We start from the raw sequence: 23,460 nt of genomic DNA, 5'->3' as shown, positions 1-23,460 counted from the left end.
ACTGACATGGCATCCACATCGCGAACGGTTCGCTCAAGCGCCGCGCCTGCGGGACGACGCGCACCAAGCGAGGCGCGTCCAGCATCGCGTCCGCAGTTGCATATTGTTGATGGCACGCGTTCAGACAAGAGCCCTGATGGTATGGCTGAACGTTTCCGTCGACTGATTGCGTGGACGCGTACGCGCAGCACGCCGTTGATTCATATTGTTATTGCGGTGGCATTTTTGCTGTCGACGTTGCTTGGCGCGTTGATGCTGCGCACGCAGATGGTACAGAACTCGTTTGAAGCTTCTGAAGTGCAGAATCACATTAACGTCTTGTCGCAGGATGTGCAGGATGATCGTGCCAAACTTGATGCGCTAATTGCTTCACTGCCTGATAAAGCGCAGAAAATGGGCATGGTTCCTTCCCAGGATTCCATCACGATTGATCTCAATGGGTATACGCCCAGCAAGGGGTCTGCGCAATGATCAAGGCCATCACTTCGCTTGTCAAATTCGCTAAAGCCCGCCGGTTTGCTGCTGAATGCATTGCGATCGGCGTGGTTTTGGCGCTTATTGCCTCGTCGTGCATGATCAAACTGGCTTCGATTCAGCTTATTGACGGTCAGACTACTGCGCAGGCTGCAACTGATGCGCGCACGCGCAAAGTTACGGTGAAGGCTATGCGCGGTCGTATTACTGATACGAACGGCACGGTACTTGCGCAAAGCGTCGAACGCTACACCATTATTGGTGACCCGTATCTTGCTTCAACGTTCGAACCGATTAATTGCGGTACGAAGCAGGCTGAAAAAGCTGGATTCTGCCATAAAGTCAACGGTAAGCGTGTTGGCGCTAAGGGAGCGGCTGCTATTGCGCGCCTGCTCGCGCCTGTGCTGGGCCTTGACTCCATGGAGTTGGGCGCCAAACTGACTGGTACGAACCGGTATGTGGTTATCAAAAAGGACGTGGAACCGGCTGTGAAGCGAGCTATTGATAACCTGCATTTGGGCGGCATTGTGTATGGCACGTTGTCGAGCCAGCGCGTATACGCCAATGGCACGCAGCTCGGTGCGTTGCTCGGTGGCGTTGACGATTCGAATACGGGCGTTGCTGGTATTGAGCAAATGGAGAATTCGGCGCTCAACGGTACTGACGGCTATGTTGTGTACCAGCAGGGCAATGGTGGCGAGGAAATCCCCGGTACCATGACCGATTCCAAGGATGCGGTTAACGGCTCGGACGTGGCATTGACGATCGACCATGATGTTGACTGGTATGTGAAGAAAGCGTTGAAAGAGGGCAAGGAAAAGAGTGGCGCGGCATGGGGTATTGCCGTTGTGCAAAAGGTCGGTTCTGGAGAAATTCTTGCTCTTGAAGACACTGACGAGTATGAGGCTGGCAGTGATGATGCCAAGCTCAATACTGCGCGTGCAGTCAGCCAAACGTTTGAACCAGGCTCGGTGGGCAAGGTCATTACGATGGCTGGCTTGCTGCAAACCGGCTTGCATAAGGCTACTGACAAGTTCACCGTGCCGTACTCCTATACGAAGAACGGTCAGGAATATCACGATTCGTCATCGCATGGCGATGAGCATTGGACGCTTGCGGGCATTATTAAAAACTCGTCGAACGTTGGCGTGGTGATGGCATCCGCACAGTACACCAATGAGCAACGCTACGAATTCCTCACCAAGTTTGGTGTTGGGCAGTCCAGCGGTTTGAACATTCCTGGCGAATCGCAAGGCGTGCTGCGCTCTCCTGAAGCGTGGGATGGTCGTACTTCCAATACGGTGCTGTTCGGCCAAGGCTACACAACGAACGCTATCCAGTTGACTAACGTGGTGGCCACTATCGCCAATAAGGGTGTGCGCAATCAGCAGTCGCTGATCAAGTCGATTACGCACGCTGATGGCACGGTAGAAACTCCCACTTCGGGCAGTGCCACGCGTGTTGTGGACGAGCAGGTTGCGTCGGATGTGAAGAACGCCATGGAGTCAGTTGCTGAATCGTACGACAAGCTCGTGCACGTTGACGGCTACCGTATTGCGGCAAAAACTGGTACTGCTGAGGTTGCTGGTGCTGATGGCCGACTGACCTCTATTGTCGCTGACTTCACCGGTATGATTCCGGCCGACAATCCGCAGTATGTGATTACTGTGGTGTTGAAGGATCCGGCTGGCACGTATGGCGGTGTGACTGCAGGCCCGATTTTTGCGCAGATCGGTGAATTCCTTATGCAGAAGTACGATGTGCCCGTTTCGAGCCCGCGCAACGATGCTATTGCAGTGGACTGGTGAGCATATCAGCAGCGGAACAAACCGTAGCGAACCACAACGGTTCTGGAGGATATGAGGAAATCATGATGAACGTCGAGGGAAAGGTGGGACGATGAGCGCAGTGAGCGAAGCTGTTGCCGGGCGCATGACGCTAGGTGATATGGCTGAGCGGTATGGGTTCGAATTAGACCCACCGTTTGCCTCGGGAGTGACGGTCACCTCGATTGCCGATGATATTGATTCGGTGCGCCCAGGATGCTTGTACGTGCCCGCGCAGAGCGTAGATGTTAAACGAATTGCTGAAGCGCAGACGCGAGGCGCGTATGCAGCGTTGGTGCCACCATCACTACGTTTGCCTGGCGATCGCACTGAACTACCGTTGTGTCGCGCGCGCTTGACCCCACTACAACTGGGCCGGCTTGCCAGTGATCTCGCTGGTACGCCATCGAATTCACTCGCTGTGTTCGTAGTCAGCGCTGATGATGCTGATCGCGTTGAGCCGTACGTTGACTATGTTGCTGAATTCTTGCATATGCTCGGCAATCCTGTGGGAGTTATTACCTCAGCAGGGTCTAAATCATTGGAACGTGAGCTGGATCTTCACTATCCACTGTCCATTCTTGACGTACAGCAAACGCTGTCAGTATGCGTAGAAGATGGTGCTGCGGCTGTAGTAATCGCGTTGGATGATCGCACGCTGCAACCGGATGCGCTGACATGCGTGAACGTTGATGTTATCGGCGTGGAACGCATTCACATTCTGCCCGATGACCGCCGTTCGCTTACTGAGCAGCTCGCCAGTCACTATGGGTTTATTGTTGACGATCAAACGCATATTGCGGCCAGCGATGAAGAATCTGATTTGCTTGCAGCTGGAGCACCATTTGCACATGATCGCGAAAGTATTCGGGAACTATCGCTTGCGATCGCCATGGTAATGGCAGCCGGTGTGCGCAAAAGCAATATTCGTAGCGCATTGCGCGTCTCCCACGAGCTCGCGCACCGTGAACCGTCTTATACGCAGTCCCATAAGGAGGATCAACAGGCATGAACGACGAGGCAACGATGATGCCGCTGACTGTAGCGCAGGTCGCGCAGGCAGTGAACGGACGGTTGATCGTACCGCAAACCGCTGTGCACGATGCTGACGCTGTAGTAACCAGCGCGGTGAGCGATTCGCGTCAAGTACGCGAAGGCTCAGTATTCGTCGCCATCGCTGGCGAGCGTGTTGACGGGCATGATTTTGTGGCGAAAGCAGCCCAATTGGGTGCTGCAGTCGCACTGGTACAACACGAGGTTGAGGCTCCGGTTGCGCAGATCATTGTGAACGATACGGTTGATGCACTAGGCGCACTGGCTCGCGCCAATATTGCTGCCCGCCGTGCAAGCGGTGAACCGTTCACGATTATTGGTATTACCGGCTCGGTTGGCAAAACAACGACCAAGGACCTCACTGCCGCATTGCTGTCAACAGTTGGCCCGACCGTTGCACCTGTTGGCTCGTTCAACAATGAGATTGGTTTGCCGCTTACTGCACTCAAAGTGGGGGAGCGTACGCGTTTCCTTGTTGCAGAAATGGGTGCAAGCCATGTTGGTGAGATTGCTCGACTCACGCGTATTGCCCCGCCAGATATTGCAGTGGTACTCAAGGTCGGTGTCGCGCATTTGGGCGAATTTGGCTCGGTGGAACGTATTGCGCAAGCAAAAAGCGAAATCGTGCAGGGCTTGGTTCCCGGTGGTACGGCAATACTGAATGCTGATGATGAGCATGTAGCCGCAATGGCTGCTATTGCTCCTGGTGACGTACTGTGGTTTGGCATTCAAGACCAGCATGATGGTCGCGTTGACTTGTTGACTGCGCGTGATATCACCACTGATGATCTTGATCATCCTTCCTTCACCATGATTGCTGCTGATGGCGAACGCGTACCGGTAACGCTGGGTATTTGCGGCGCGCACAATGTGATGAATGCGCTTGCAGCTTCGAGCGTGGCACGCACGCTTGGCATGTCGTTGACGGATATTGCGTCAACGTTGGCAGCACAGTCGCGTATTAGTCCTCATCGTATGGCGGTGTCTGCGGTGCAGCGTGCAGGCGGCCAGTTTACGCTGATTGACGATTCGTACAACGCTAATCCTGATTCCATGAAGGCTGGTCTTGATGGACTGGCACGTTGGCGTCGCGGTGGCGTCAAGCCGTTCCGTGTCGCTGTACTTGGTGCCATGCTTGAGCTTGGCGGTGACGAGAAGGCGTTGCACGAGTCTATTGGCGCGTATGCTGCGGGACTTGGCCTTGATGCTGTGGTGGCAGTTGGCAATGCAACTGACGAACATTTTGATCAGCTGGCTGGTGCGATTGCTGATGGAGCACGCCAGGCGCTTGCTCAAGGCGAGCAGGATGCTCAGCACACTGACGGCGATACCACTGCCTCAGTAGACTGGGTGCATAACGCCGATCAGGCTGATGCGCGTGTTGCTGAATTGGCTCGCGAGCATGCTGACACGGTGGTGCTGTTGAAGGGATCGCATTTTTCTGGTTTGAGTGCGCTGGCTGAACGATGGTCAGCAGCAGGGGAGCCGGGCGCGGCCGCCTGATGGCATAATTCGCGCCAATGAATACGGGACGAGTAGGAAGTGGAGTGCTGAGTTGATTTCGCTCATCATTGGAATTGTGGTGTCGCTGGTCGTTACGCTGACCGGTACGCCGTTGCTGATCCGCACCGTGCATAAGCTGCACTACGGCCAGTACATTCGACAGGACGGTCCGAAGTCGCATCAGATTAAACGTGGCACGCCAACAATGGGTGGTTTAGCGATCGTGTTCGCTATCATCTTGGGCTGGCTCGCCTCCGCACTGTACCGTTTCTTCAGGCTCGGCCAAGTGCCTTCTCCCTCGGCACTGCTGGTGTTGTTTGCCATGCTGTCTATGGGTCTGTTGGGCTTTATTGACGATTTTGCGAAAGTGCGCAAGAAGCAAAACCTTGGCTTGTCAGTGAAAGCTAAGTTTATTGGCCAGTTTATTTTCGGTACGATTTACGCGGTGCTCGCACTGCTTATTCCTACCAAATCCGGTTTCCCCAGTGCACAACCGGGTATTAGCTTTATCGAAAAGCCGTTTATCACCTTTACGTTTGCAGGCAGTGTGATTGCTGTCATCCTCTTCGTGGTATGGGTGAACTTCCTGATGACCGCGTGGACGAATGCAGTAAACCTAACCGATGGTCTTGACGGTCTGGCTGCAGGCTCATCGATGATCGCCTTTGCAGGCTACGGCATTATCGCCTTCTGGGAAAGCTACCACATTAAAGGCGGCACGCATGAAGGCTACTCGTATGCAGTATCTGACCCGCTTGATTTGACGATTATTGCCGTATGCGCGGCCATCGCATGCTTCGGCTTCCTGTGGTACAACTCGAACCCAGCAACAGTGTTCATGGGAGACACCGGCTCCCTAGCGCTTGGCGGTCTGTTCTGCGCATTGTCGATTGCAACGCACACGGAGTTTTTGGCTGTCATCATTGGCGGCCTGTACGTTATCGAAGCGATGAGCGATGTCATCCAGGTCACTTCATTTAAGCTCACTCGCCGTCGCGTGTTCAAAATGGCGCCAATCCACCATCATTTTGAGCTGCTCGGATGGAGTGAAGGCAAAGTCGTGGTGCGTTTCTGGATGGTTGAATTCTTGTTCGTCATCACTGGATTGACACTGTTCTACGGCGATTGGGTAGTGCATTCCGGTCTGCTATTCAACTGAATTCAATAACACATAACAGCAACTTCAAGTATTCCGAAACGTTCACAGCGGGCAGCAAACCCACGAAAGGGGAGTGGAACGATGGATCTGAGCGATAAAACGGTTGTAGTAGCAGGCCTTGGTATTTCCGGCCGAAGCATGGTTGACGTGCTGCGGACACGCGCCGCGCACGTAATTGGCGTCGATGAGCGCAAGCCGGAAGCTGATCTGCATTCCTTCGACGATATTGACTGGGATAGCGTTGATCTCGTCATGACGTCGCCGGTATTCAATCCGCGTACGCCGTTCATTCTTGAAGCACAGCGCCGCGGTATTCCTGTGATGAGCGAAGTTGAACTCGCATGGCTACTGCGCGCCAACAACGAGCGCACTGGTAAGCCTGCGCCATGGGTGGGTATTACCGGTACGAATGGTAAGACCTCCACCACGGAGATGACTTCCGCAATGCTAACCGCGTGCGGATTGACTGCGCCAGCTGTAGGCAATATTGGCAAGGCTGTCTCGCATGCTGCGATTGACCCAGCCAACGATGCCCTGTGCGTGGAATTAAGCTCTTTCCAGCTGCATTTCACGTATTCACTAGCATTGGATTGCGCAGCAATTACCAATATCGCTGATGATCACCTTGACTGGCATGACGGTATCGAAAACTATGCTGCCGACAAGTCGAAAGTGTTCCACGGCGTACAGCGTGCGCTCGTCTACAATGCCGACGATCAGCGCGTGACCGCTTTAGCTCAGGCCGCACAAACCGCTCCTAGCTGCCGTCGTATTGGATTTACGCTCGGAGTTCCGAAGAGTGGCCAAATTGGTGTCGAAGATGGTTGGATTGTGGATTTGAGCGGCATTGCTGGTGGCAAGCTGGGAGAGCCTCATCGTGTGGCTGCTGTGCGTGAATTCCCGCACTTGTGCGAGCCGGACGGCACAATCTACCCGCATCTGCTGGCTGACGCGCTTACTGCGCTCGCTTTAGCACTTGGTCTTGGTGCCGATGTGAATCGTGCGCTCGAAGCATTGCGCGCTTTTGCTCCCGGCGGTCATCGTATTCAAACGGTTGCTACCGCTCATGTTGATGGCGGTACGATTCGCTTCGTCGATGATTCCAAGGCAACAAACGCGCATGCTGCACGCGCCTCGCTGAGCAGCTTTGCGCCTAAGAGCGTGGTGTGGATTGCTGGCGGATTAGCGAAGGGCAGTCGTTTCGAACAGCTGGTTGCTGATCAAGCACATACGATCAAGGCTGCAGTCATTATTGGCAAGGATCAGCAGCCGATGATCGACGCTTTTGCGACGAGCGCGCCGGATATTCCTACTACCATCATTGATCCAGCTGACAATGAGACTGTTATGGCCCGCGCAGTTGATGCGGCTGGAGCGTATGCGACGGCTGGTGATGTGGTATTGATGGCGCCGGCTTGCGCTTCCATGGACCAATTCGTCTCCTATGCTGACCGCGGTAACCGATTTGCCACTGAATCTGAGCGGTGGGTTGAGCAGCATGGTCGGCGTGGGTAAGCCGCGTCGAACGGCGGCATCATCGTCACAGTCGTCATCATCACAGTCGCGAACTCCACGATCCACACGCTCCTCGCGCACGCAAGACGCTGCCAGCACTGCGAGCAGCACGTTTGCGCGCGGGGACGCGAAGCGTACAGTTCGCACGTCGACGATGGACGATGATATTGATGTGCTCAGCCGGTACACTGGCATCCGCAGTTTGCTCAATCCGCTGTGGTGTTATCACGGATTCCGTGCTGCCGTGGTAGTGCTCACCTGCTTTGGTGTGATTATGGTGTTCTCCAGCTCCACGGTGTCGATGGTAGCTGCGGGCGCATCCCCGTTTAAGCAGGCGATTAGCCAAGGCATGTACTGTGTGCTCGGCATGATTGTCGGCGTTCTGCTCATGTGCATGCCAGCTGTGGTGTATAAGCGACTGGGATTTGGTGCACTGGTATTCGCCATTTTTCTGCAGATGCTTACCTTTACGCCACTCGGTGTGGAAGTTAATGGTAACGCTGGTTGGATTGGTAAACCTGGCGTATTTACTATGCAGCCGGCTGAGGTTACCAAACTTGCACTGTGTATTTGGTTGCCTTCCGCACTGCATAATGCGAAGAAACTCTATACACGCGAAGGACTTAAAGCATACGCAGTACCCTCAGCGCTATATGTGCTCTGCCTTGGACTGGTCATGATGGGCAAGGATTTGGGAACCGGCATGATCGTCCTGTTTATTGGCTTCGTGGCGTTCCTTCTCGGCGGTTTCCCTGTCAAATACTTAGCCGGACTAGCCTTGCTGGGTGTTGTTGGTGTTGGCGCGCTAGTCGTTACAAGCCCAAACCGTCTCAACCGCGTGCTGGCAGCGTATCAGGACTGCACTGGCGATGCCATACAAGGCGTGTGCTACCAGTCAATGCACGCGCGGTATGCGTTAGCATCCGGAGGATTACTCGGCGTAGGCATTGGTAATTCACGCGAAAAATGGAATTATCTGCCTGAGGCGCATAACGATTTTATTTTCGCCATTATTGGCGAAGAAACAGGGTTTGTTGGCGCCGCTATTGTGATCGTACTGTTCGTAGTACTCGGCTGGTGCATGATTAGTGTTGCGTTGCAAACGAAAGACCGATACGTGTCGATCAGCTTGCTGTGTATTACGGTATGGATTGTTGGCCAAGCGCTGGTCAATATTGGCGTTGTTGTTGGCGTGTTCCCCGTTATGGGCGTTCCTATGCCATTCGTATCCGCAGGCGGCTCATCATTGATTATGTGTCTTGCTGCAGCCGGAGTGGCAGCAAGCCTGATGCGATCGCAACCGCAGATTAAAGCCGACTCGTCTAAGGCATAAGTGCCATCACGCACTGCACGCGCACATGCCATGTACTTCGAGCGCATGATCTCGTGCGCGTGTCGTGCATGACGGCTTGTCATCAATGCTATTCGTCGCCGCACGCGCTAAGCTCGTAGACTATGAGTGCATCATCAGCCCACATTGTTTTGGCCGGCGGTGGAACCGCAGGTCACGTCAATCCATTGCTCGCTGTCGGCAACGCTATCCGTCGTATTGACCCCGATGCGCATGTCAGCGTTATCGGCACTGCAGTCGGCCTCGAACGCGACCTGGTACCGCAAGCCGGTTTCGAACTCGACGTGATTGACAAGGTGCCATTCCCACGCCGACCAAACCTGTACATGCTGCAATTCCCCGCGAAATGGATTCGCGAAACACGCAAAGTCCGTGACATTCTGACCCGCCGCCAAGCCGATGTTGTTGTGGGATTTGGCGGATACGCGTCCGCGCCTGCGTATGCTACAGCGCACAAAATGGGTATTCCGGTTGCCATTCATGAGCAAAATGCGCGTGCTGGCATGGCCAACAAGCTTGGCGCTCGGCACGCTGCGTTTATCGGCACTGTATATGAGAACACAGGGCTGAAACCTGGTAAAACAGCGACGGTTGAGCGCGTTGGATTACCATTGCGTCCAGCAATCAGTGATCTCGCTCATCGTTTTACGACCGATCGTGCAGCTGCACGCGCACAAGGTGCTGCAGCACTCGGTCTCGACCCCACGCGCCCAATGATCCTGGTTACCGGCGGCTCCCTGGGTGCAGTCAGCCTCAACCGTGCAGTAGCTTCTAGTGCTGCAACCCTCCTGCGCCATGCGCAAATCGTCCATTTGACCGGCAAGGGCAAAATCGACGAAGTACGCGCACTAGTAAGCGCATCCGCTGGCAAAGAAGTGCTCACTGGTATTGGCCCCGATTCAGCTGGCCAAGGCGACTATCATGTGGCGCAATATCTTGAGCGTATTGATGAAGCGTTCGCTTGTGCGGATCTGGTGATTTGCCGTTCTGGTGCCGGATCGGTCTCCGAACTCGCCGCGCTGGGCTTGCCTGCCGTTTATGTGCCGCTGCCGATCGGTAACGGTGAGCAGCGATTCAACGCGCAACCAGTAGTAGACGCTGGCGGTGGCGTAATGATCGCCGACCGTGAATTCACTGACGTGTGGGTAAGCTCGCACATTCCTGCACTGCTAGCGGATGAAGATGCGCTTACCAACATGGGGCAGTGCGCTTGGCAGTATGGTATTCGCGATGCAGCAGACGTGATGGCTCGTCGTGTACTTGGACTGATTCGTTAGTATTCGCGCACAACAACCTCTATACGTGCCGTACAACATTCATGCGAAGCGTGCCCCTTGGGGGGCGCCTCGCTCATAATGGGATGAGCTGAATATCCCAAGGAGAATTTGCCGTGTCTGAAACCCTTACCAATGCCGAAACCGCCATCCTTGATCCGACTCGTGCCGCATTTGACGCGCACGCTACGGTTGCTGATTTAGGGCGAACCCATTTCATCGGCATCGGCGGCGCCGGCATGAGCGTGCTTGCTGAAATGCTGCACGAGCGTGGCGTTGTTGTTGACGGTTCTGACCGCGAGGCCAGCTCTAAAACGGAGCGACTGCAAGCACTAGGCATCACTGTTGAATTTGGTCAGCGCGCACAAAACGTCGCTGACGCGCAAACCGTAGTGTATTCCAGCGCTATCAAGCCGGACAATCCTGAAATCGTTGCAGCTCACGAAGCTGGTAAAGCTATCGTGCATCGAAGCGATATTCTTGCCCTGCTGATGAACGATCGCCGTGCGGTTACCGTGGCTGGCGCACATGGCAAAACCACAACGAGCTCACTACTCGCACATATTCTCGTGCACGCTGGCGAAGGAGCGCTCGCTGATCCAAGCTACGCTATTGGCGGCTCTATTCAAGCGCCCGGTGGTGGCACGCTGGACGGTGGCCATGCTGGCGAAGGTCAAGTACTGGTTGCAGAAGCGGACGAGTCTGATGGCAGCTTCGAAAAATATCATCCCGATATTGCCATCATCACCAACGCTGAAGCCGATCATCTTGACCATTACGGTACCGAAGAACACTATTGCGCAGCGTTCGTAGAACACGCAGGACACGCGAAAAACTATGTCATCATGTCTGGCGACGATGAAGGCGCACGAGCAGTATTGCGCGCACTCGACCCGCAAATCAGCGCGCACACTATTATCACGACGACACAGACTGCTGAACAGTTCGGTGACACCAACGGTGCCACGCTCGTGACAATCACTTCCGAAAGCGAACAAGCTGATAGTGGTGTTGAACAATTCACCATGTGCGTGCCAGCTGCACTTATTGGTGCCGCACAGCCGTTGAATCTGCCGGTTCGCCTAGCAATTCCTGGTATTCATAATGCGCGCAATGCTACGGCGGCGATTACGGCCGCAATGCTGCTAGGACTTGACCCGCACAAGGCTGCTGAAGCTGCATCGTCATTCTTGGGTGCGGCACGACGCTTCCAAGTATGTGGCAGCGTTGGCGATGTGACGGTCGTGGATGATTATGCGCATCATCCTACGGAAATCGACGCGCTCTTGCATGCTGCACGCCGCCGCTACCCGCAGGCAGTACTTCGCGTACTCTTCCAGCCGCACCTGTTCTCGCGCACGAAGTTCTTCGCTCACGAATTCGCACAAGCATTAAGCCTTGCCGACGATGTGATTGTCACCGGCATTTTCCCCGCGCGTGAAAAGCAAGAGGATTTCCCTGAGATTTCAGCGCGTACTATCGCTGATGCAGCGGCAGATATTGCGCACGATCCAGCATCGTGGATTAGCGCAGTTGATGACATGCATACTGCTGCGCAAATGCTTGCGATGCGCGCCAACCCAGGTGATGTCATTCTTACGGTTGGTGCCGGTGATATTACGACGATGACTCAGGTGATTCTGCACGCCCTCGACGCGCGTTACAGCGCCGGTGAGCGCTAATGGCAGGCAGGGTTATTCGATCTGGCGCTGCGGGGTCCGCTGCTTCACGCGCTCACGGGGCCGGTACTGGTCGCAGTGTGACTTCATCTGGCCGCACGGTGACTGGAAACGCTGGAGCCGGAAACACACGTTCCGCAGATTCCAGTAGCACTGCTGGCAGCGGCAATACTGCTGCTCGTCGCGTTGACACCGACAGTCACACGCAATCCGGTACTATGCCGCGCGTAGGGCGCAAACCGCGCGTGTCAAGACCAGTGCGCTCAACACGCACGAGTGCGCGTACAGTGCGCAACACTGAGTCTGCGCGCACAGACACACGTTCGCAAGCTGAACGCGAATCTGCCGCCTCTGCAACGGGTACTTCGCGTACAGGATCTGCGCGCACAAGCTCGCCTCGTACCGGTTCTATACCACGCACCTCACGTTCGTCGTCGCGCAGTCGCACGCGTACACGGCAAACGCAGGCTGCAGTAAGCCGACGTTTCGGGCGCAGCACTAGCTCTCGCACAAGTGCACGTTCCGCCTCGCCTGCACGGCCGCAAACCGGCTCACGCACAGTGAATTCTGGCACTGTTGAGCGATCCAGCGAAGGTGGATTTGTTGACGCACGGCGTTTGCATAGCGACGATGTTGTTTCGAAAACACTCAACGAAAACGTTGGCGTGCTCGGGGTTGCCACACGGCCAAAAGTCCTTGATTTTGATGCGCGTTTGCGTGAGAAACGCAAGGCGAGCGTGCGCGTTATCGCACTGCGTGTTACGGCCATCGTCGCTGCTATCGCTGCCGTCTGCGCGCTCGTATGGCTATTGTTCTTCTCTACAGTATTCCGGCTTGAGACGTCGCAAATTAGTGTTACAGGCGGCAATGAGTGGGTGAGCGAACGCGACGTTCTCAACATTGCTGGCAAACAAGCTGGAAAATCACTGCTATTGGTGTCTACTGACGATGTCAGTACACAACTGCAGTCAATTCCTGGCGTGACTCAAGCAACCGTTGTCAAACACTATCCGCGCTCGCTGTCGGTTGCGGTGAAAGCACAGCAGCCGGCGGCAATGCTGAAAAGCTCCGATGGCTCAATGGTTGCGGTAGACCGTAAAGCACGTGTGCTGAACGCTGTTGGCGATGCTTCTACCGAGGGCATTCCGGTTATTGAAGTCAGCGATGTTAACCGTGGGCTGAATAATCGTGCAGTCAAGGAAGCGTTGAAAGTACTTGGTGGCCTGCCGGATACGATGCGGCAGACTATTACGAAAGTAACGGCTAAAACGCAGGATTCCATCACTACGCAGATGAGCGGCACCTATACGGTAGTGTGGGGTGACTCCTCAGATTTGAAGTTGAAAGCTGCGATTGTCGATAAGCTCATCAACGATCCCACCAAGATCGGCGATAAGCATCAAGTTGATGTTTCTGCTCCCAGCCGTCCGATTATCAAATGATGACGTGCGCACAGCGTGCATGCTTGGCGCACGCGGCAGTAGCAGGCGTGCGATCGCTCGTTCGCTGGCGGCATAGCCACGCGGGGCTTGCGCGCTGACGATATTGGGATACAATGAGATGTCCGGTTTTTGGGCCGGAGCTTGATAATTCAAGATTGGGGTCGATCGGTTTCGACGGTGACCTGTTCGTCGCAGGGAAGCGTGCCGAGAACGCCGGGTCCGCTCGTGGATGCCCCCGGCAAAAGAATAAGTGCTAAATCTAACCGCACTGAGTTCGCTCTCGCTGCCTGAGCTTCGCGCCAGGATTAACCAGTGAGCAGCCGCTCCGTTCACTCCCTCTCGTCTTTGGGGGGATGCTGAGCGTCGTTTAAAAGACTTGCTTGAGTCACTGCGTTGCAGGGTGATTCAGGGACTTTAACTGCGAATATGCTCGCCGCCCGTTGTTCACGACATAGGCGGGGGCAGAAAAACTGCCATCTTGGCCAGTGAACTACGCACGTAGAAGACTGAGGGTACGGTCATCGGACCGGGGTTCAATTCCCCGCGACTCCACGAACGCGTGAGATTACGCAAACGCGAAAACAATAGCCGCTTCTTTCCTGCTCGGGCAGGGGAGAAGCGGCTATTGTTATTGCAGATTACGACTGACAAGCAAGTCAGTTCTCGATCTTGCCCTCTTCAGTCATAGCCTTGAGCTGGGCCGGAGTGTACTTGTCACGCTTGAATTCGGTGATGAAGTACAGGCCGACAATCAGCAGCTCAATAGCCGGCAGAATGAAGGAGAACTGCATCGAGGTCGCATCAGAGAGTGCGCCCTGAGCCATTGGCAGGATAGCGCCGCCAACCAGAGCCATTACGATAATGGCGCCGGCGGTCTCGGTGTGGCGGCGATCCTCGACGGTCTTGAGCGTACGCGAGTAGATCGTCGGCCAGCCCGGTCCCAGGAACAGCGACACGAGCACGGCGAGCCAAACAGCAGCCATACCGGGGATGAACGCGGTGCCGAGCAACACCAGGAAGCCGATGATCATGTACGCAGCAAGCACGCGCGTCTCACGGAACTTCGACAGCAGGTAGCTGGCGGAGATACGGCCGGCGAAGAAGATAATGTAGCTGATGATCATGTAGTTTGCCGCGTCGCGGTCGGAGATCGGAGCGCCAGCCTGCTCGGAGATGTTCAGAGCCAGTCGGATAGTGAACGACCAGATGCCGGTCTGCGCGCCGATGTAGATGAACTGTACGGCGATGCCCTGCCAGAAGCGACCGTTGTGGCCCAGGTAGCTCAGCGTCTCGCCAAGCTTAGCCTTGGCAACATCGCCTTCCTTGGTCTGCGGGCGGCACTTCGGGAACTTGACAATCGCGAACAACACGATGAACAGGAGCATGATCGCCATAACGACCATGTACGGCTGCAGCGTGCGGCTGAGCTGGTCGGAACCATATTCGAGAGCCTTGGCCGGATCGGTGGCGCGCAGCTTCTCCATCTCGGTGTGCAGGTTAGAATCCTGGAACACGAGGTACTTGCCCAGCAGGATACCGGTGAGCAGGCCGAGCGCGTTCATCGTCTGCGCGACATTCAGGCGCAGCGTGCTCAAACGCTTCGGACCAAGCAGCGTCGCATACGTGTCGGCGGAGGTCTCGAGGAAGCTCAGACCGATCGCTTCGACGAAGATAGCGAACAGGAAGACCTCATAGGTGACCAGTCGGGAGGCTGGGAAGAAGATGAAGCAGCCGAGCGCGAAGAACGCGAGACCGGTCATGATACCGACCTTGTAGCTGGTCTTCTTAATGAACAGGGAGGCTGGGATAGCGATGATGAAGTAGCCAGCGTAGAAAGCGCTCTGCACGAACGCGGTCTGCATGTCGCTCAGCTCGAAGACGGCTTTGAACTGAGTGATCAGCACGTCGTTCAAGCTGGAGGCGATCGCCCAGAAGGCGAACAGCACTGAGGTCATTGCGAACTGGAGGACCGGTGTGCGGTCAAGGTAGCCGTCTGGGCTCTCTACCCACGGCGTCTTTGCGGCGGTTGTGTTGCTCATGATGTGATTCCCCTTGTTGTTTCTTTGCGTGAGTGAAGCTGGTGTGCGGCAACTAGCAGTTACTGAGTTGCCACACACCAACAGGCGACAGTTACATGATCTGGCAGAACTCGATGACCTCGTGGTTGGGGCCAAGCACGTTGAAGTAGCGGATGCCGTGCTCCCAGAACGTGTCGATGTGCTGGATAGAGCCTTCAACGAAGTTCAGGCCAAGCTTCTGTGCTTCAGCAAACGATGCTTCAATATCCTTGGAGTCAAGTGCGAAGTGGTTGATTGCGCCGTTCTCCATCGGGGTCGGATCCATCGTCCACACTTCGAGCGTGAGGTTGTTCAAGCGCAGGAACGTACAACGATCGTCACCGTTCGGGTAGATGCCGAGACACTCGAAACCGAGCTTCTCATAGTAGGCAATAGTGCCCTCGAGATCGGTGGTAGGAATGCCGACGTGCTGCACACCAGTGACGGTATCCTGAATGGCCATGATTACTCCTTTGTGTTTGGTTGTTGGTTGTAGTAGATCGATGTGAAACTGGCACAGTCCAGCCGAAAACAGGTACGCGAAGGCACACCGTAGACGGTGATACTGCAATGAATGAGGATGAGTGGGGGGAGGCTATGGCGACGCGACATCGTTGTTGTGCCGCCATAGCTGCGTTTCTGATGGTTTTCGGCCGCAGACCTCAGACCATCAATGCTGCGTTGAGCGCTAGTGCGCTCGCATGCTTACTCGGCTTCTGACGCCTTTTCAGTTTCGGCCAGATAGTCAGGCATGACTTCCGGGTACTTCGGCCATGCGCCAGCCTGCGTGCACACGAATGCAGCAGTGTTCACAGCAGCGCGGTGAGCCTGTGCCAGCGTGGAGCCGGTGAGAATCTTGCCGGTGAACGTGCCGGAGAACGAGTCGCCAGCGCCAACGGTGTCAACGACCTCAACATGCGGGGTATTGAGCGTGGAGGACTCGCCGTTCTTGGAGATGATGGTCGAGAAGGTGGAACCGCCGGTCAGGATCACGTAATCCAGGCCGTATTCGGTCATGAACCAACGGCAAGCCTCATCGTCGGAAGTACCGCGGATATCGAACATGTCGCGCAGGAGCAGCAGTTCAGCATCGTTGATCTTGAACACGGTAGCGTAACCGAGCAGCTCTTCAATGAGCTCCTTGGAGTAGTGGTCACCGCGCAGGTTGATGTCGAAGAACTTCATTGCGGACGGCTTAGTGTGCTTGAGCAGCTCGATAATCGTGTCGTGCGATTCAGGGGAGCGCAGGCCCAGCGTACCGAAGCATACAGCGTCAGCCTGCTCGGCAACTTCGATGAGCTGGCGGGTGAGCAGCAGGTGATCCCATGCCACACCCTTAACGATGGTGTACTCCGGAATACCGTTCTTGAGCGCTACTTCAACGGTGGAGGTCGGCCATGCGTTGCGCTGAATAATGGTGTGAATGCCAGCCTTCTCAGCCTCGACAAGCAGTTCGTCACCGAGCTCGTCTTCGCCAACAGCGCTGATGGACCAGCCTTCAGTACCATTCATCATCGCATGGTAGGCGAAGTTAACGGGGGCGCCGCCTGCACGCTTGCCAGTGGGCAGCATATCCCAGAGGAGTTCTCCCAGAGACAGAACAATTGGCTTGGCCATGATGGTTCCTTTCATTGGATGTGGTGTGGTTAGTGGTTTCCGTTTGGAAAATTTGGAAAAACTTACATATCTCGCTGTTGCGAGGTTGGTTACGTGAGTTCGAAGAACATGGATGGATGCTCAAGGAACTGGTTAATGGCGACTGCGGCACCGCCTCCGAGCGCTGCATCAGCAGGTAATTCGGATAGGGTGATGGTGGTCGCTTCGTTGAGTTCAGGAATAACGTGCTGATTGACAACGGTTTTGACTTCGTCGAGGAGGAGCGGGCCGGCTTCGGAGACAATATCACCGATGACGATCTGCGCGGGGTTAAACGCGTTGAAGATAGTCACGCAGCCGAACCCAATGTATTGCCCGACTTGGCGAACGAGCTGTATCGCGCGTTCGTTGCCGTGCTTTGCCATGGCAAACAGGGTGCGAGCAGCTTGCGTGTGTGTCAGCTGGCTGGCGTTGTCAATCAGGTCGCCTTCATTGACGATCATCTCGTGAATAGCGGGAGTAGAGCAGTAGCGTTCAAGGCAACCAACATTGCCGCATTCGCAGGGTTTGCCGTGAATGTCAATGCTGACGTGGCCGATTTCGGTAGCGGCTCCCATTGCGCCGTTGATCATTGAACCGTGGTCGATGACGCCGAGGCCTACGCCTTCGCCGATGAGGTAGTAGGCGAGACCGTCGTCGGCAACAGAGGGGTCGAATAAGTATTGTGCGAAAGCGCCTGCGCGAGCGTCTTGCTCAACGAATACGGGGACGGGGAAAGCGCCACCGAATTCATCAAGGAAGTTGACGCGCTGCCAACCGCGCATCGAAGAGACGACTGCGGTACGGCCAATATGGCGCAGGTAGGGTCCGGGGACAGCCATACCAACAGCGACAATAGCGGAGTCGGCATGGATCATGTCGTTGATGATCGCATGAAGCAGATTCACTGTTTCGCTGATGGTGTCCTCGGTGATTTGCGGGAGGTCACGTACGGTCAGCGGGGTGCCGGCGAGGTCGAAAACACCGATTTGTACCAGACTGCGAGCGAATTTGACGGCAATAACATGGAACGCGTTTTTATCGAGTTTCAGTCCGATAGAGCGACGGTTCTTGCTGCCTTCAAGATCGCCGGTTTCTTCGATAACGCCTGCATCGAGGAGTTTTGCGGTGATTTTGGTGATGGCTGCGGGGGTGAGTTCGAGGGCTTTTGCAATTTGTGCCCGAGAGCTGACACCGTGCTGGTAGAGGTGGTGCATGATGCGCGAACGGTTCGATTCGGAGACCGATGCGATTGATGTGGCTGTGCCGGCCATATTGCCCATCGCTACTCCTTCGTTGGTTGCGCCTATGCCACAGCAGTCGTTGCCGACTATCTGCGTCGTGTCTCATGATCGTCGTTGAATCTGAACGATGTTTATATATTAACGCAGTTAACTCAAAATGGGTAGTCAAGGGGGTCTACGGCGTGTCGCCTTATGGCACTTATCTTTTCCCTCCGACGCGCCGCTGAAACAGGGGATGATAGCCTAGTGAAGTCATCGGCAATGTTGCGTCAAAGGAGATGAGCATGACGGTTGAAATAGCAGTACAGGATGTATCAGGCACGCGCATCGCCGTAGAAGAGGGTGCGGACCGTGTCGAACTGTGTATGGCATTGCGCACAGGAGGCATGACTCCCAGCTTTGGGCTGATTCAAGCATGCACGCATGTGGGCGTTCCACAAGGAGTGCAAGCGTTGATTCGTCCGCGTGCCGGCGATTTTGCATACGATGATGTTGAAAAGCAAGTGCAACTTGCAGACGTTCGTTCAGCGATTCTCGCAGGAGCGACTGGCGTAGTAGTCGGTGGGCTGACCGCAGAGGGTGATATTGATTTGCCGTTTGCTGAACAACTGGTGCAAGCTGCTCGCGATGAGGCTGAGCGGTGTAATCGCAAGGTGCAGATCACGTTCCATCGTGCCTTTGATATGGTGGCGAACCGGTTTGCAACACTGGAAGCATTGATCGACATGGGATATACGCGAGTACTCACTTCCGGCGGTGCTGCGCGCGCTATCGAAGGACTCGATCAATTGCGAGCGCTGGTATCACACGCAGGTGGGCGCATTCAAATCCAAGCAGGCGGTGGTGTTGCAATCGATGACATTCCTGCATTGTTGGATGCGGGTGTGTCTTCAGTGCATCTTTCTGCTCGCCGATCGCGCCCGTCCAACGGTGGCCCTGGCGGCGGCGGTCATGAAGACATTGATGAGACTGATAGGCAGATAGTGCGTGCTGCAGTCGCCGCAGCGCGCAGATGGTAACGAAGTAATCGGCGATTGCGGCGTGGCTTGGTGTATCGCAAGTCACGCCGCAATTATTGAAGGTATGAGCGAGTAATTGCGCGGGCGCTTACAAGCTTTCGAGGTAATTATGCAATACGGATAATGCTTCGCCGCGTAAAGTGATATCGCCGCCGCATTGGCATCGACGGATGATCGTGCGCGTATGGAATGACGAGCCAGTCAACTGGTCAAATCGCCGCTGGGCCGCGGTAAGAAAATCATCATTGACGATATCGGGCTGGCCATACACGCACACGTCCGCCATATCGAGCAGGCCGACTGGCATGGAGAGCGCGGTGGCAAGATATGTGCCAGCTTGTCGAAGAATTTGCGTGCGCTCAAGAAGCGACGCATGCTGCATACGAGCGCGTAGTGAAGTTGCTGAAATGAGCCGCTCGAGACAGCCGCGCTTGCCGCACGCACAAGGTGGTCCTTGCGGGTCGAGTGAAATGTGACCGATTTCGCCGCCGGCATGGTATTCGCCAATAACGGGTACGTCATCAATGAGCACTGCGCCACCGATGCCACGGCTAATGCGTACAAACAGCATATTGGGTCCGCCTTGGCCGAAGAACCGTTCGGTGAGCATCGCGCAGGTGGCGTCGTTATCAACGGTGACGCGAATTCCAAAATGTTGTTCGATTGGTGAACGCAGATCAAGATCTTCCCAGCCGAACAATGTGGAACGGCGCACCACGCCTTCCTCATCGACAACGCCAGGGGCTGCGATACCAATGCCAATAGCGTCGCCAGCGTGATTGAGGAGCTGTTCAATAATCGAGGTGATCATCTCGATCGTAACGTGATCAACAGCGTTGAGCGCTGCTTCAGCGCGATACGTAGGAATACCAAGCAAATTGGTAACAGCACCTTGAATGAGATGCGGTTGCGACATGTCAATGCTGATAATGTTCAGTCGCGTAGTATCAACGCTTAACAGTGTGCCGCGCTTACCTTTGCCACTGTTAGATTCTTGACCATTTTCGCGCAGAAGGCCACAGTCAAGCATGTCGTTGACAACGTCGGATACTGCTACTCGTGACAATCCAGTGCGCCGGCCAATTTCAGCACGTGAATACTGATGATCAGGGAACAGTAGGCTAAAAATCAACGATCGATTAATACGGCGTACATCCGCTGGACTGGCTTTGGCGCTACGGTCCGGGGTATGTAGTGCCCAGATCCCGGAGCGGCGGGAAGCGGTCATGATACGTCCTTTCACAAGCGAGCGAAGACGGCGAAAATGCCGGAGAGAAAGTTACGCTTTCTTCATTGTATGGCCATGACATGGTAAACGCCGGAGCGTGCACAAAATGAAATAAGTTAGTATACTTAACAAATAGCGGAACTGCTACGGATGTAGCAAGCCCATCGCCGTCGTCGAACACGATGTGCGCGCGGTGACGAGGGCGTTGCCGAGCCGCGGATAATCCAGAAAGGTGGGACAACATGCCAGAAGTAATTGTCGTCAAGAACGAGCAGGAAGCGGGCGAAATCTACGCTCGTTGCGTCGCTGATTTAATCAAGGCCAAGCCCAACGCAGTGCTAGGTCTCGCTACAGGCTCCAGCCCGCTGGCTGCCTACCAGGCACTCGCCAAAATCGTCAAGGATGAGAGCATCGATGTCAGCCAGGTGCGCGGCTTCGCACTTGACGAGTACATTGGCTTGCCGCTGACCCATCCTGAGTCCTACCATTCCACCATTCACCGCACTGTTGTTGAGCCGCTCGGCCTCGATCCAGCCAAGGTTCACGTGCCCGGTGATGTCCTCGACGGTGCGCCGCTGGAAGATGGCGAGAAAATCGAACACGCTGGTGCTGATTACGATGCAGCTATCGAAGCTGCGGGTGGTATCGACGTGCAAATCCTCGGCATCGGTACCGACGGTCACGTTGGCTTCAACGAGCCTGGCTCGTCGCTGGCTTCCGGCACGCGTATTAAGACGCTTGCCGAGCAGACTCGTATCGACAACGCACGCTTCTTCGACGACGACATCAACCAAGTGCCAACCCACTGCATTACGCAGGGTATTGGCACGATTATGCGCGCTCGTCACCTGGTGCTGCTGGCCTTCGGTGAAGGCAAGGCTGAAGCCATTGAGGAGACCGTTGAGGGCGGCGTGAGCGCCTTCTGCCCGGCTTCCGCACTGCAAATGCACCCGCATGCAACGATTATTGTTGATGAGGCTGCTGCTTCTCGCCTGCGCCACAAGGACTACTACAAGTACGCATTCGCGCACAAGCCGGCATGGCAGGGCATCTGATCTCATCGTTTACCAGCGCTCCCTTTGCTACTTCACTCGGCAAGGGAGCGTTTTTTCGATAAGGAGCATGACGATATGAGTCAATCACGAGAAGAGATCGTCGCGCAGGTGAGCGAATCGCTGGCCGGAGCCCCGGAACGTATCGCTATCCGCGGCGCGCGCAAAGTTGACGCACAGGGAGTGACCAGTCACTTCTGGCTGACCGCCGCACACGGTGTTATCACTGCCATCGGTACCGATGATGAGGAATTCGAATCAGCGTGCCGCTCTATCGGCCTCGATCCAGCCGACGACACGGCAGTGATCGACGCCGCAGGGCAACTGGTCACGCCTGGTTACGTCGATATTCACGCACACGGCGCATGGGAACATTCCTTCGATGATGGTCCAGAAGGTATTGATATCGCACGCGCAGGCCACGCTGTACACGGCACTACCCGACAGGTGCTGTCGCTGATCACCAACCCTGTTGACGTCATTTGCGCGAACTTGAAGAACGTGCGTGCCAAGATGGATATGCGCCCCGACATTCTGGGTGCTCACTTGGAAGGTCCGTTCCTTGCGCTCGCTCGCAAAGGTGCGCATGATCCAGAATGCTTAAAGGACCCGGTACCTGAACTGGTTGAACAGCTGTTGGAAGCCGCTGACGGGTGCATTCGCCAGATCACCATCGCCCCCGAGCTGCCGCACGGTATTAGCGCAATTCAGCAGTTCGCCGCCGCCGGCGTCGTTCCTGCGGTTGGCCACTGTGACGCCGACTATGAGACCGCCAAGCGTGGTTTTAACGCAGGAGCCGGCATTATGACCCACATGTTCAATGCGATGAACGGACTGCACCATCGCAAGCCGGGCCCGATTCCAGCTGCTGTAGAAGACCCGCGCGTTACCATCGAGCTGATTAACGACGGTTTCCACGTGCAGAACCCGATGGTTCGCTTGGGCTTCGGATTCGCGCCGCATCGCATCGCTTTTGTTACCGACGCAATGGCCGCTACCGACTGCCCGGACGGTGCTTACAAGCTCGGAGCGCTGGACGTCAATGTTGTTGATGGCCACGCACGACTGGTTTCCAACGGTGCAATTGCTGGATCGACGCTGCTGCTCGAAGTTGCTGTTGAACGTGCAGTCAACGAGCTGGGTATTTCGCCAGTGGATGCTGTTGAAGCGGCCACACTCACCCCGGCCAAGGCGTTCGGCTACGACAAGCCGAACGCAGTAACCGGCGCTCCTCTGGGTCTACTGGCACCCGGATACGCTGCCGATGTGCTGATCACCGACCCTGCCACCTGGAAGGTGCAGCAAGTGTGGTGCGCCGGCCGTAAGGTCAAGTAACCGCGGATAAGCCACCTATGCAATAGGGGCGGTGTTTCCTTCGATGAGTTGAGAAGGAAACACCGCCCCTATCTTGTGGTTGATGGCGCTCAGTGCATCACACCATCCGCCACGAAGATCGCATGTGCGTCTCCGTGGCTTTTGTTTTCGATGTACCGGCGGAAGATCGCCAGACGCTCCACGGTGCTTTTGGCAAGCGGCTGCGGCATGTCGTCGAGATCAAACCAACCAACGTTGAGACTCTCCTCATCGCCAACAAACGGCTTCGCATTGCCACCCGGCTTCAACGCGCACAGGAACGAATGATCCATGTACATCGTGTTGTCGCCGTTCGCATACGTGATCACCTTGCTCGAGGAGACGACAGCCACCAAGTCAGTGACGACCGCATCCACGCCCGTCTCCTCTTTGATCTCGCGCACCACCGTATCGGCAGGCTGCTCGCCCGGCTCATTGATGCCGTACACCATCGCCCACTCGCCGGTATCACTTCGCCGACCGAGCAGAATACGGCCTTCGCCATCCAGCACGCAGCCGGTGACGCCGTTGAGCCAGAGAAGATCATGACCGATCTTCTTGCGCAGTTCCAATACGAAATCTGGTGTAGGCATGAC

19 protein-coding genes and 1 other RNA gene are annotated in these 23,460 nt (G+C 55.5%); 14 read left to right on the top strand and 6 right to left on the bottom strand.

Translation table 11 applies throughout. The features are described 5' to 3' along the window. Nucleotides 1–6 precede the first annotated feature (6 nt). The 11 genes from ftsL to ssrA all read left to right on the top strand — a co-directional run bounded on the left by ftsL (nucleotide 7) and on the right by ssrA (nucleotide 13,831). A complete protein-coding gene (gene ftsL / locus D2E25_RS02920; RefSeq protein ID WP_125979501.1) occupies nucleotides 7–471 on the top strand; it encodes a cell division protein FtsL in 465 nt (154 codons plus the stop codon). Continuing rightward, nucleotides 468–2,282, top strand: a complete 1,815-nt coding sequence (locus tag D2E25_RS02915) for a peptidoglycan D,D-transpeptidase FtsI family protein (RefSeq protein ID WP_125979500.1) — start codon at nucleotides 468–470, stop codon at nucleotides 2,280–2,282. The genes ftsL and D2E25_RS02915 overlap by 4 nt, the downstream gene beginning before the upstream one ends. 91 nt (nucleotides 2,283–2,373) lie before the next feature. Continuing rightward, nucleotides 2,374–3,312 (top strand): UDP-N-acetylmuramyl peptide synthase, encoded by a 939-nt coding sequence (locus D2E25_RS02910; protein ID WP_125979499.1) that lies wholly within the window; start codon nucleotides 2,374–2,376, stop codon nucleotides 3,310–3,312. A gap of 14 nt (nucleotides 3,313–3,326) precedes the next feature. Beyond that, nucleotides 3,327–4,856 (top strand): UDP-N-acetylmuramoyl-tripeptide--D-alanyl-D-alanine ligase, encoded by a 1,530-nt coding sequence (locus D2E25_RS02905; RefSeq protein WP_125979875.1) that lies wholly within the window; start codon nucleotides 3,327–3,329, stop codon nucleotides 4,854–4,856. 52 nt (nucleotides 4,857–4,908) lie between these two features. Then, on the top strand, nucleotides 4,909–6,015 hold the full coding sequence (mraY, locus tag D2E25_RS02900; RefSeq protein ID WP_125979498.1) for a phospho-N-acetylmuramoyl-pentapeptide-transferase: 1,107 nt from the start codon (nucleotides 4,909–4,911) through the stop codon (nucleotides 6,013–6,015). A gap of 81 nt (nucleotides 6,016–6,096) precedes the next feature. Further along, nucleotides 6,097–7,530 carry a UDP-N-acetylmuramoyl-L-alanine--D-glutamate ligase gene (gene murD / locus D2E25_RS02895; protein WP_125979497.1) on the top strand — a complete coding sequence of 478 codons (1,434 nt, stop codon included), beginning with the start codon at nucleotides 6,097–6,099 and terminating at the stop codon, nucleotides 7,528–7,530. A gap of 154 nt (nucleotides 7,531–7,684) precedes the next feature. Further along, entirely contained in the window at nucleotides 7,685–8,863 is a 1,179-nt protein-coding gene (locus D2E25_RS02890) for a peptidoglycan glycosyltransferase FtsW (protein WP_241216989.1), read from the top strand. 122 nt (nucleotides 8,864–8,985) lie between these two features. Then, nucleotides 8,986–10,158, top strand: coding sequence for a UDP-N-acetylglucosamine--N-acetylmuramyl-(pentapeptide) pyrophosphoryl-undecaprenol N-acetylglucosamine transferase (locus D2E25_RS02885; RefSeq protein WP_125979496.1), 1,173 nt, complete (start codon nucleotides 8,986–8,988; stop codon nucleotides 10,156–10,158). A 113-nt stretch (nucleotides 10,159–10,271) separates the two neighbouring features. Further along, the gene (murC, locus tag D2E25_RS02880; protein WP_125979495.1) at nucleotides 10,272–11,837 is read left to right on the top strand and encodes a UDP-N-acetylmuramate--L-alanine ligase; all 1,566 of its coding nucleotides are present in this window, start codon (nucleotides 10,272–10,274) and stop codon (nucleotides 11,835–11,837) included. Between the two features lie 407 nt (nucleotides 11,838–12,244). Further along, complete coding sequence (locus D2E25_RS02875) at nucleotides 12,245–13,276, top strand: cell division protein FtsQ/DivIB (RefSeq protein WP_420897317.1); 1,032 nt, start codon at nucleotides 12,245–12,247, stop codon at nucleotides 13,274–13,276. A 157-nt stretch (nucleotides 13,277–13,433) separates the two neighbouring features. After that, nucleotides 13,434–13,831: a transfer-messenger RNA gene (gene ssrA / locus D2E25_RS02870) on the top strand. Nucleotides 13,832–13,932: 101 nt separating this feature from the next. On the opposite strand, the gene fucP is transcribed toward ssrA, so the two are convergent. The 4 genes from fucP to D2E25_RS02850 form a co-directional block, all read right to left on the bottom strand. After that, nucleotides 13,933–15,315: an L-fucose:H+ symporter permease gene (fucP, locus tag D2E25_RS02865; RefSeq protein WP_125979494.1), complete on the bottom strand. Its 1,383-nt coding sequence runs from the start codon at nucleotides 15,313–15,315 to the stop codon at nucleotides 13,933–13,935. Between the two features lie 91 nt (nucleotides 15,316–15,406). Further along, entirely contained in the window at nucleotides 15,407–15,796 is a 390-nt protein-coding gene (locus D2E25_RS02860) for a VOC family protein (protein ID WP_125979493.1), read from the bottom strand. 242 nt (nucleotides 15,797–16,038) lie between these two features. Further along, nucleotides 16,039–16,950, bottom strand: a complete 912-nt coding sequence (locus D2E25_RS02855; protein ID WP_125979492.1) for a carbohydrate kinase family protein — start codon at nucleotides 16,948–16,950, stop codon at nucleotides 16,039–16,041. Nucleotides 16,951–17,039: 89 nt separating this feature from the next. Then, complete coding sequence (locus D2E25_RS02850; protein WP_125979491.1) at nucleotides 17,040–18,251, bottom strand: ROK family transcriptional regulator; 1,212 nt, start codon at nucleotides 18,249–18,251, stop codon at nucleotides 17,040–17,042. 245 nt (nucleotides 18,252–18,496) lie between these two features. Between D2E25_RS02850 and D2E25_RS02845 the strand changes: the two genes are divergently transcribed. Continuing rightward, nucleotides 18,497–19,231, top strand: a complete 735-nt coding sequence (locus tag D2E25_RS02845; protein ID WP_125979490.1) for a copper homeostasis protein CutC — start codon at nucleotides 18,497–18,499, stop codon at nucleotides 19,229–19,231. Nucleotides 19,232–19,319: 88 nt separating this feature from the next. Here D2E25_RS02845 and D2E25_RS02840 read toward each other — a convergent pair whose 3' ends face one another. Then, entirely contained in the window at nucleotides 19,320–20,459 is a 1,140-nt protein-coding gene (locus D2E25_RS02840; protein WP_125979489.1) for an ROK family protein, read from the bottom strand. 242 nt (nucleotides 20,460–20,701) lie between these two features. On the opposite strand from D2E25_RS02840, the gene nagB reads away from it, so the two are divergent. Together nagB and nagA are read left to right on the top strand one after the other, a co-directional pair. Then, nucleotides 20,702–21,514 carry a glucosamine-6-phosphate deaminase gene (gene nagB / locus D2E25_RS02835; RefSeq protein WP_125979488.1) on the top strand — a complete coding sequence of 271 codons (813 nt, stop codon included), beginning with the start codon at nucleotides 20,702–20,704 and terminating at the stop codon, nucleotides 21,512–21,514. Nucleotides 21,515–21,589: 75 nt separating this feature from the next. Further along, nucleotides 21,590–22,846: an N-acetylglucosamine-6-phosphate deacetylase gene (gene nagA / locus D2E25_RS02830; RefSeq protein ID WP_125979487.1), complete on the top strand. Its 1,257-nt coding sequence runs from the start codon at nucleotides 21,590–21,592 to the stop codon at nucleotides 22,844–22,846. An 89-nt stretch (nucleotides 22,847–22,935) separates the two neighbouring features. Here nagA and D2E25_RS02825 read toward each other — a convergent pair whose 3' ends face one another. Further along, entirely contained in the window at nucleotides 22,936–23,457 is a 522-nt protein-coding gene (locus D2E25_RS02825) for an NUDIX hydrolase (RefSeq protein WP_125979486.1), read from the bottom strand. Nucleotides 23,458–23,460 lie beyond the last annotated feature (3 nt).

It is taken from the genome of Bifidobacterium goeldii, assembly GCF_003951095.1.
GTDB classification, from domain to species: Bacteria; Actinomycetota; Actinomycetes; order Actinomycetales; family Bifidobacteriaceae; genus Bifidobacterium; species Bifidobacterium goeldii.
This window is presented reverse-complemented; position numbering and strand designations above follow the sequence as displayed.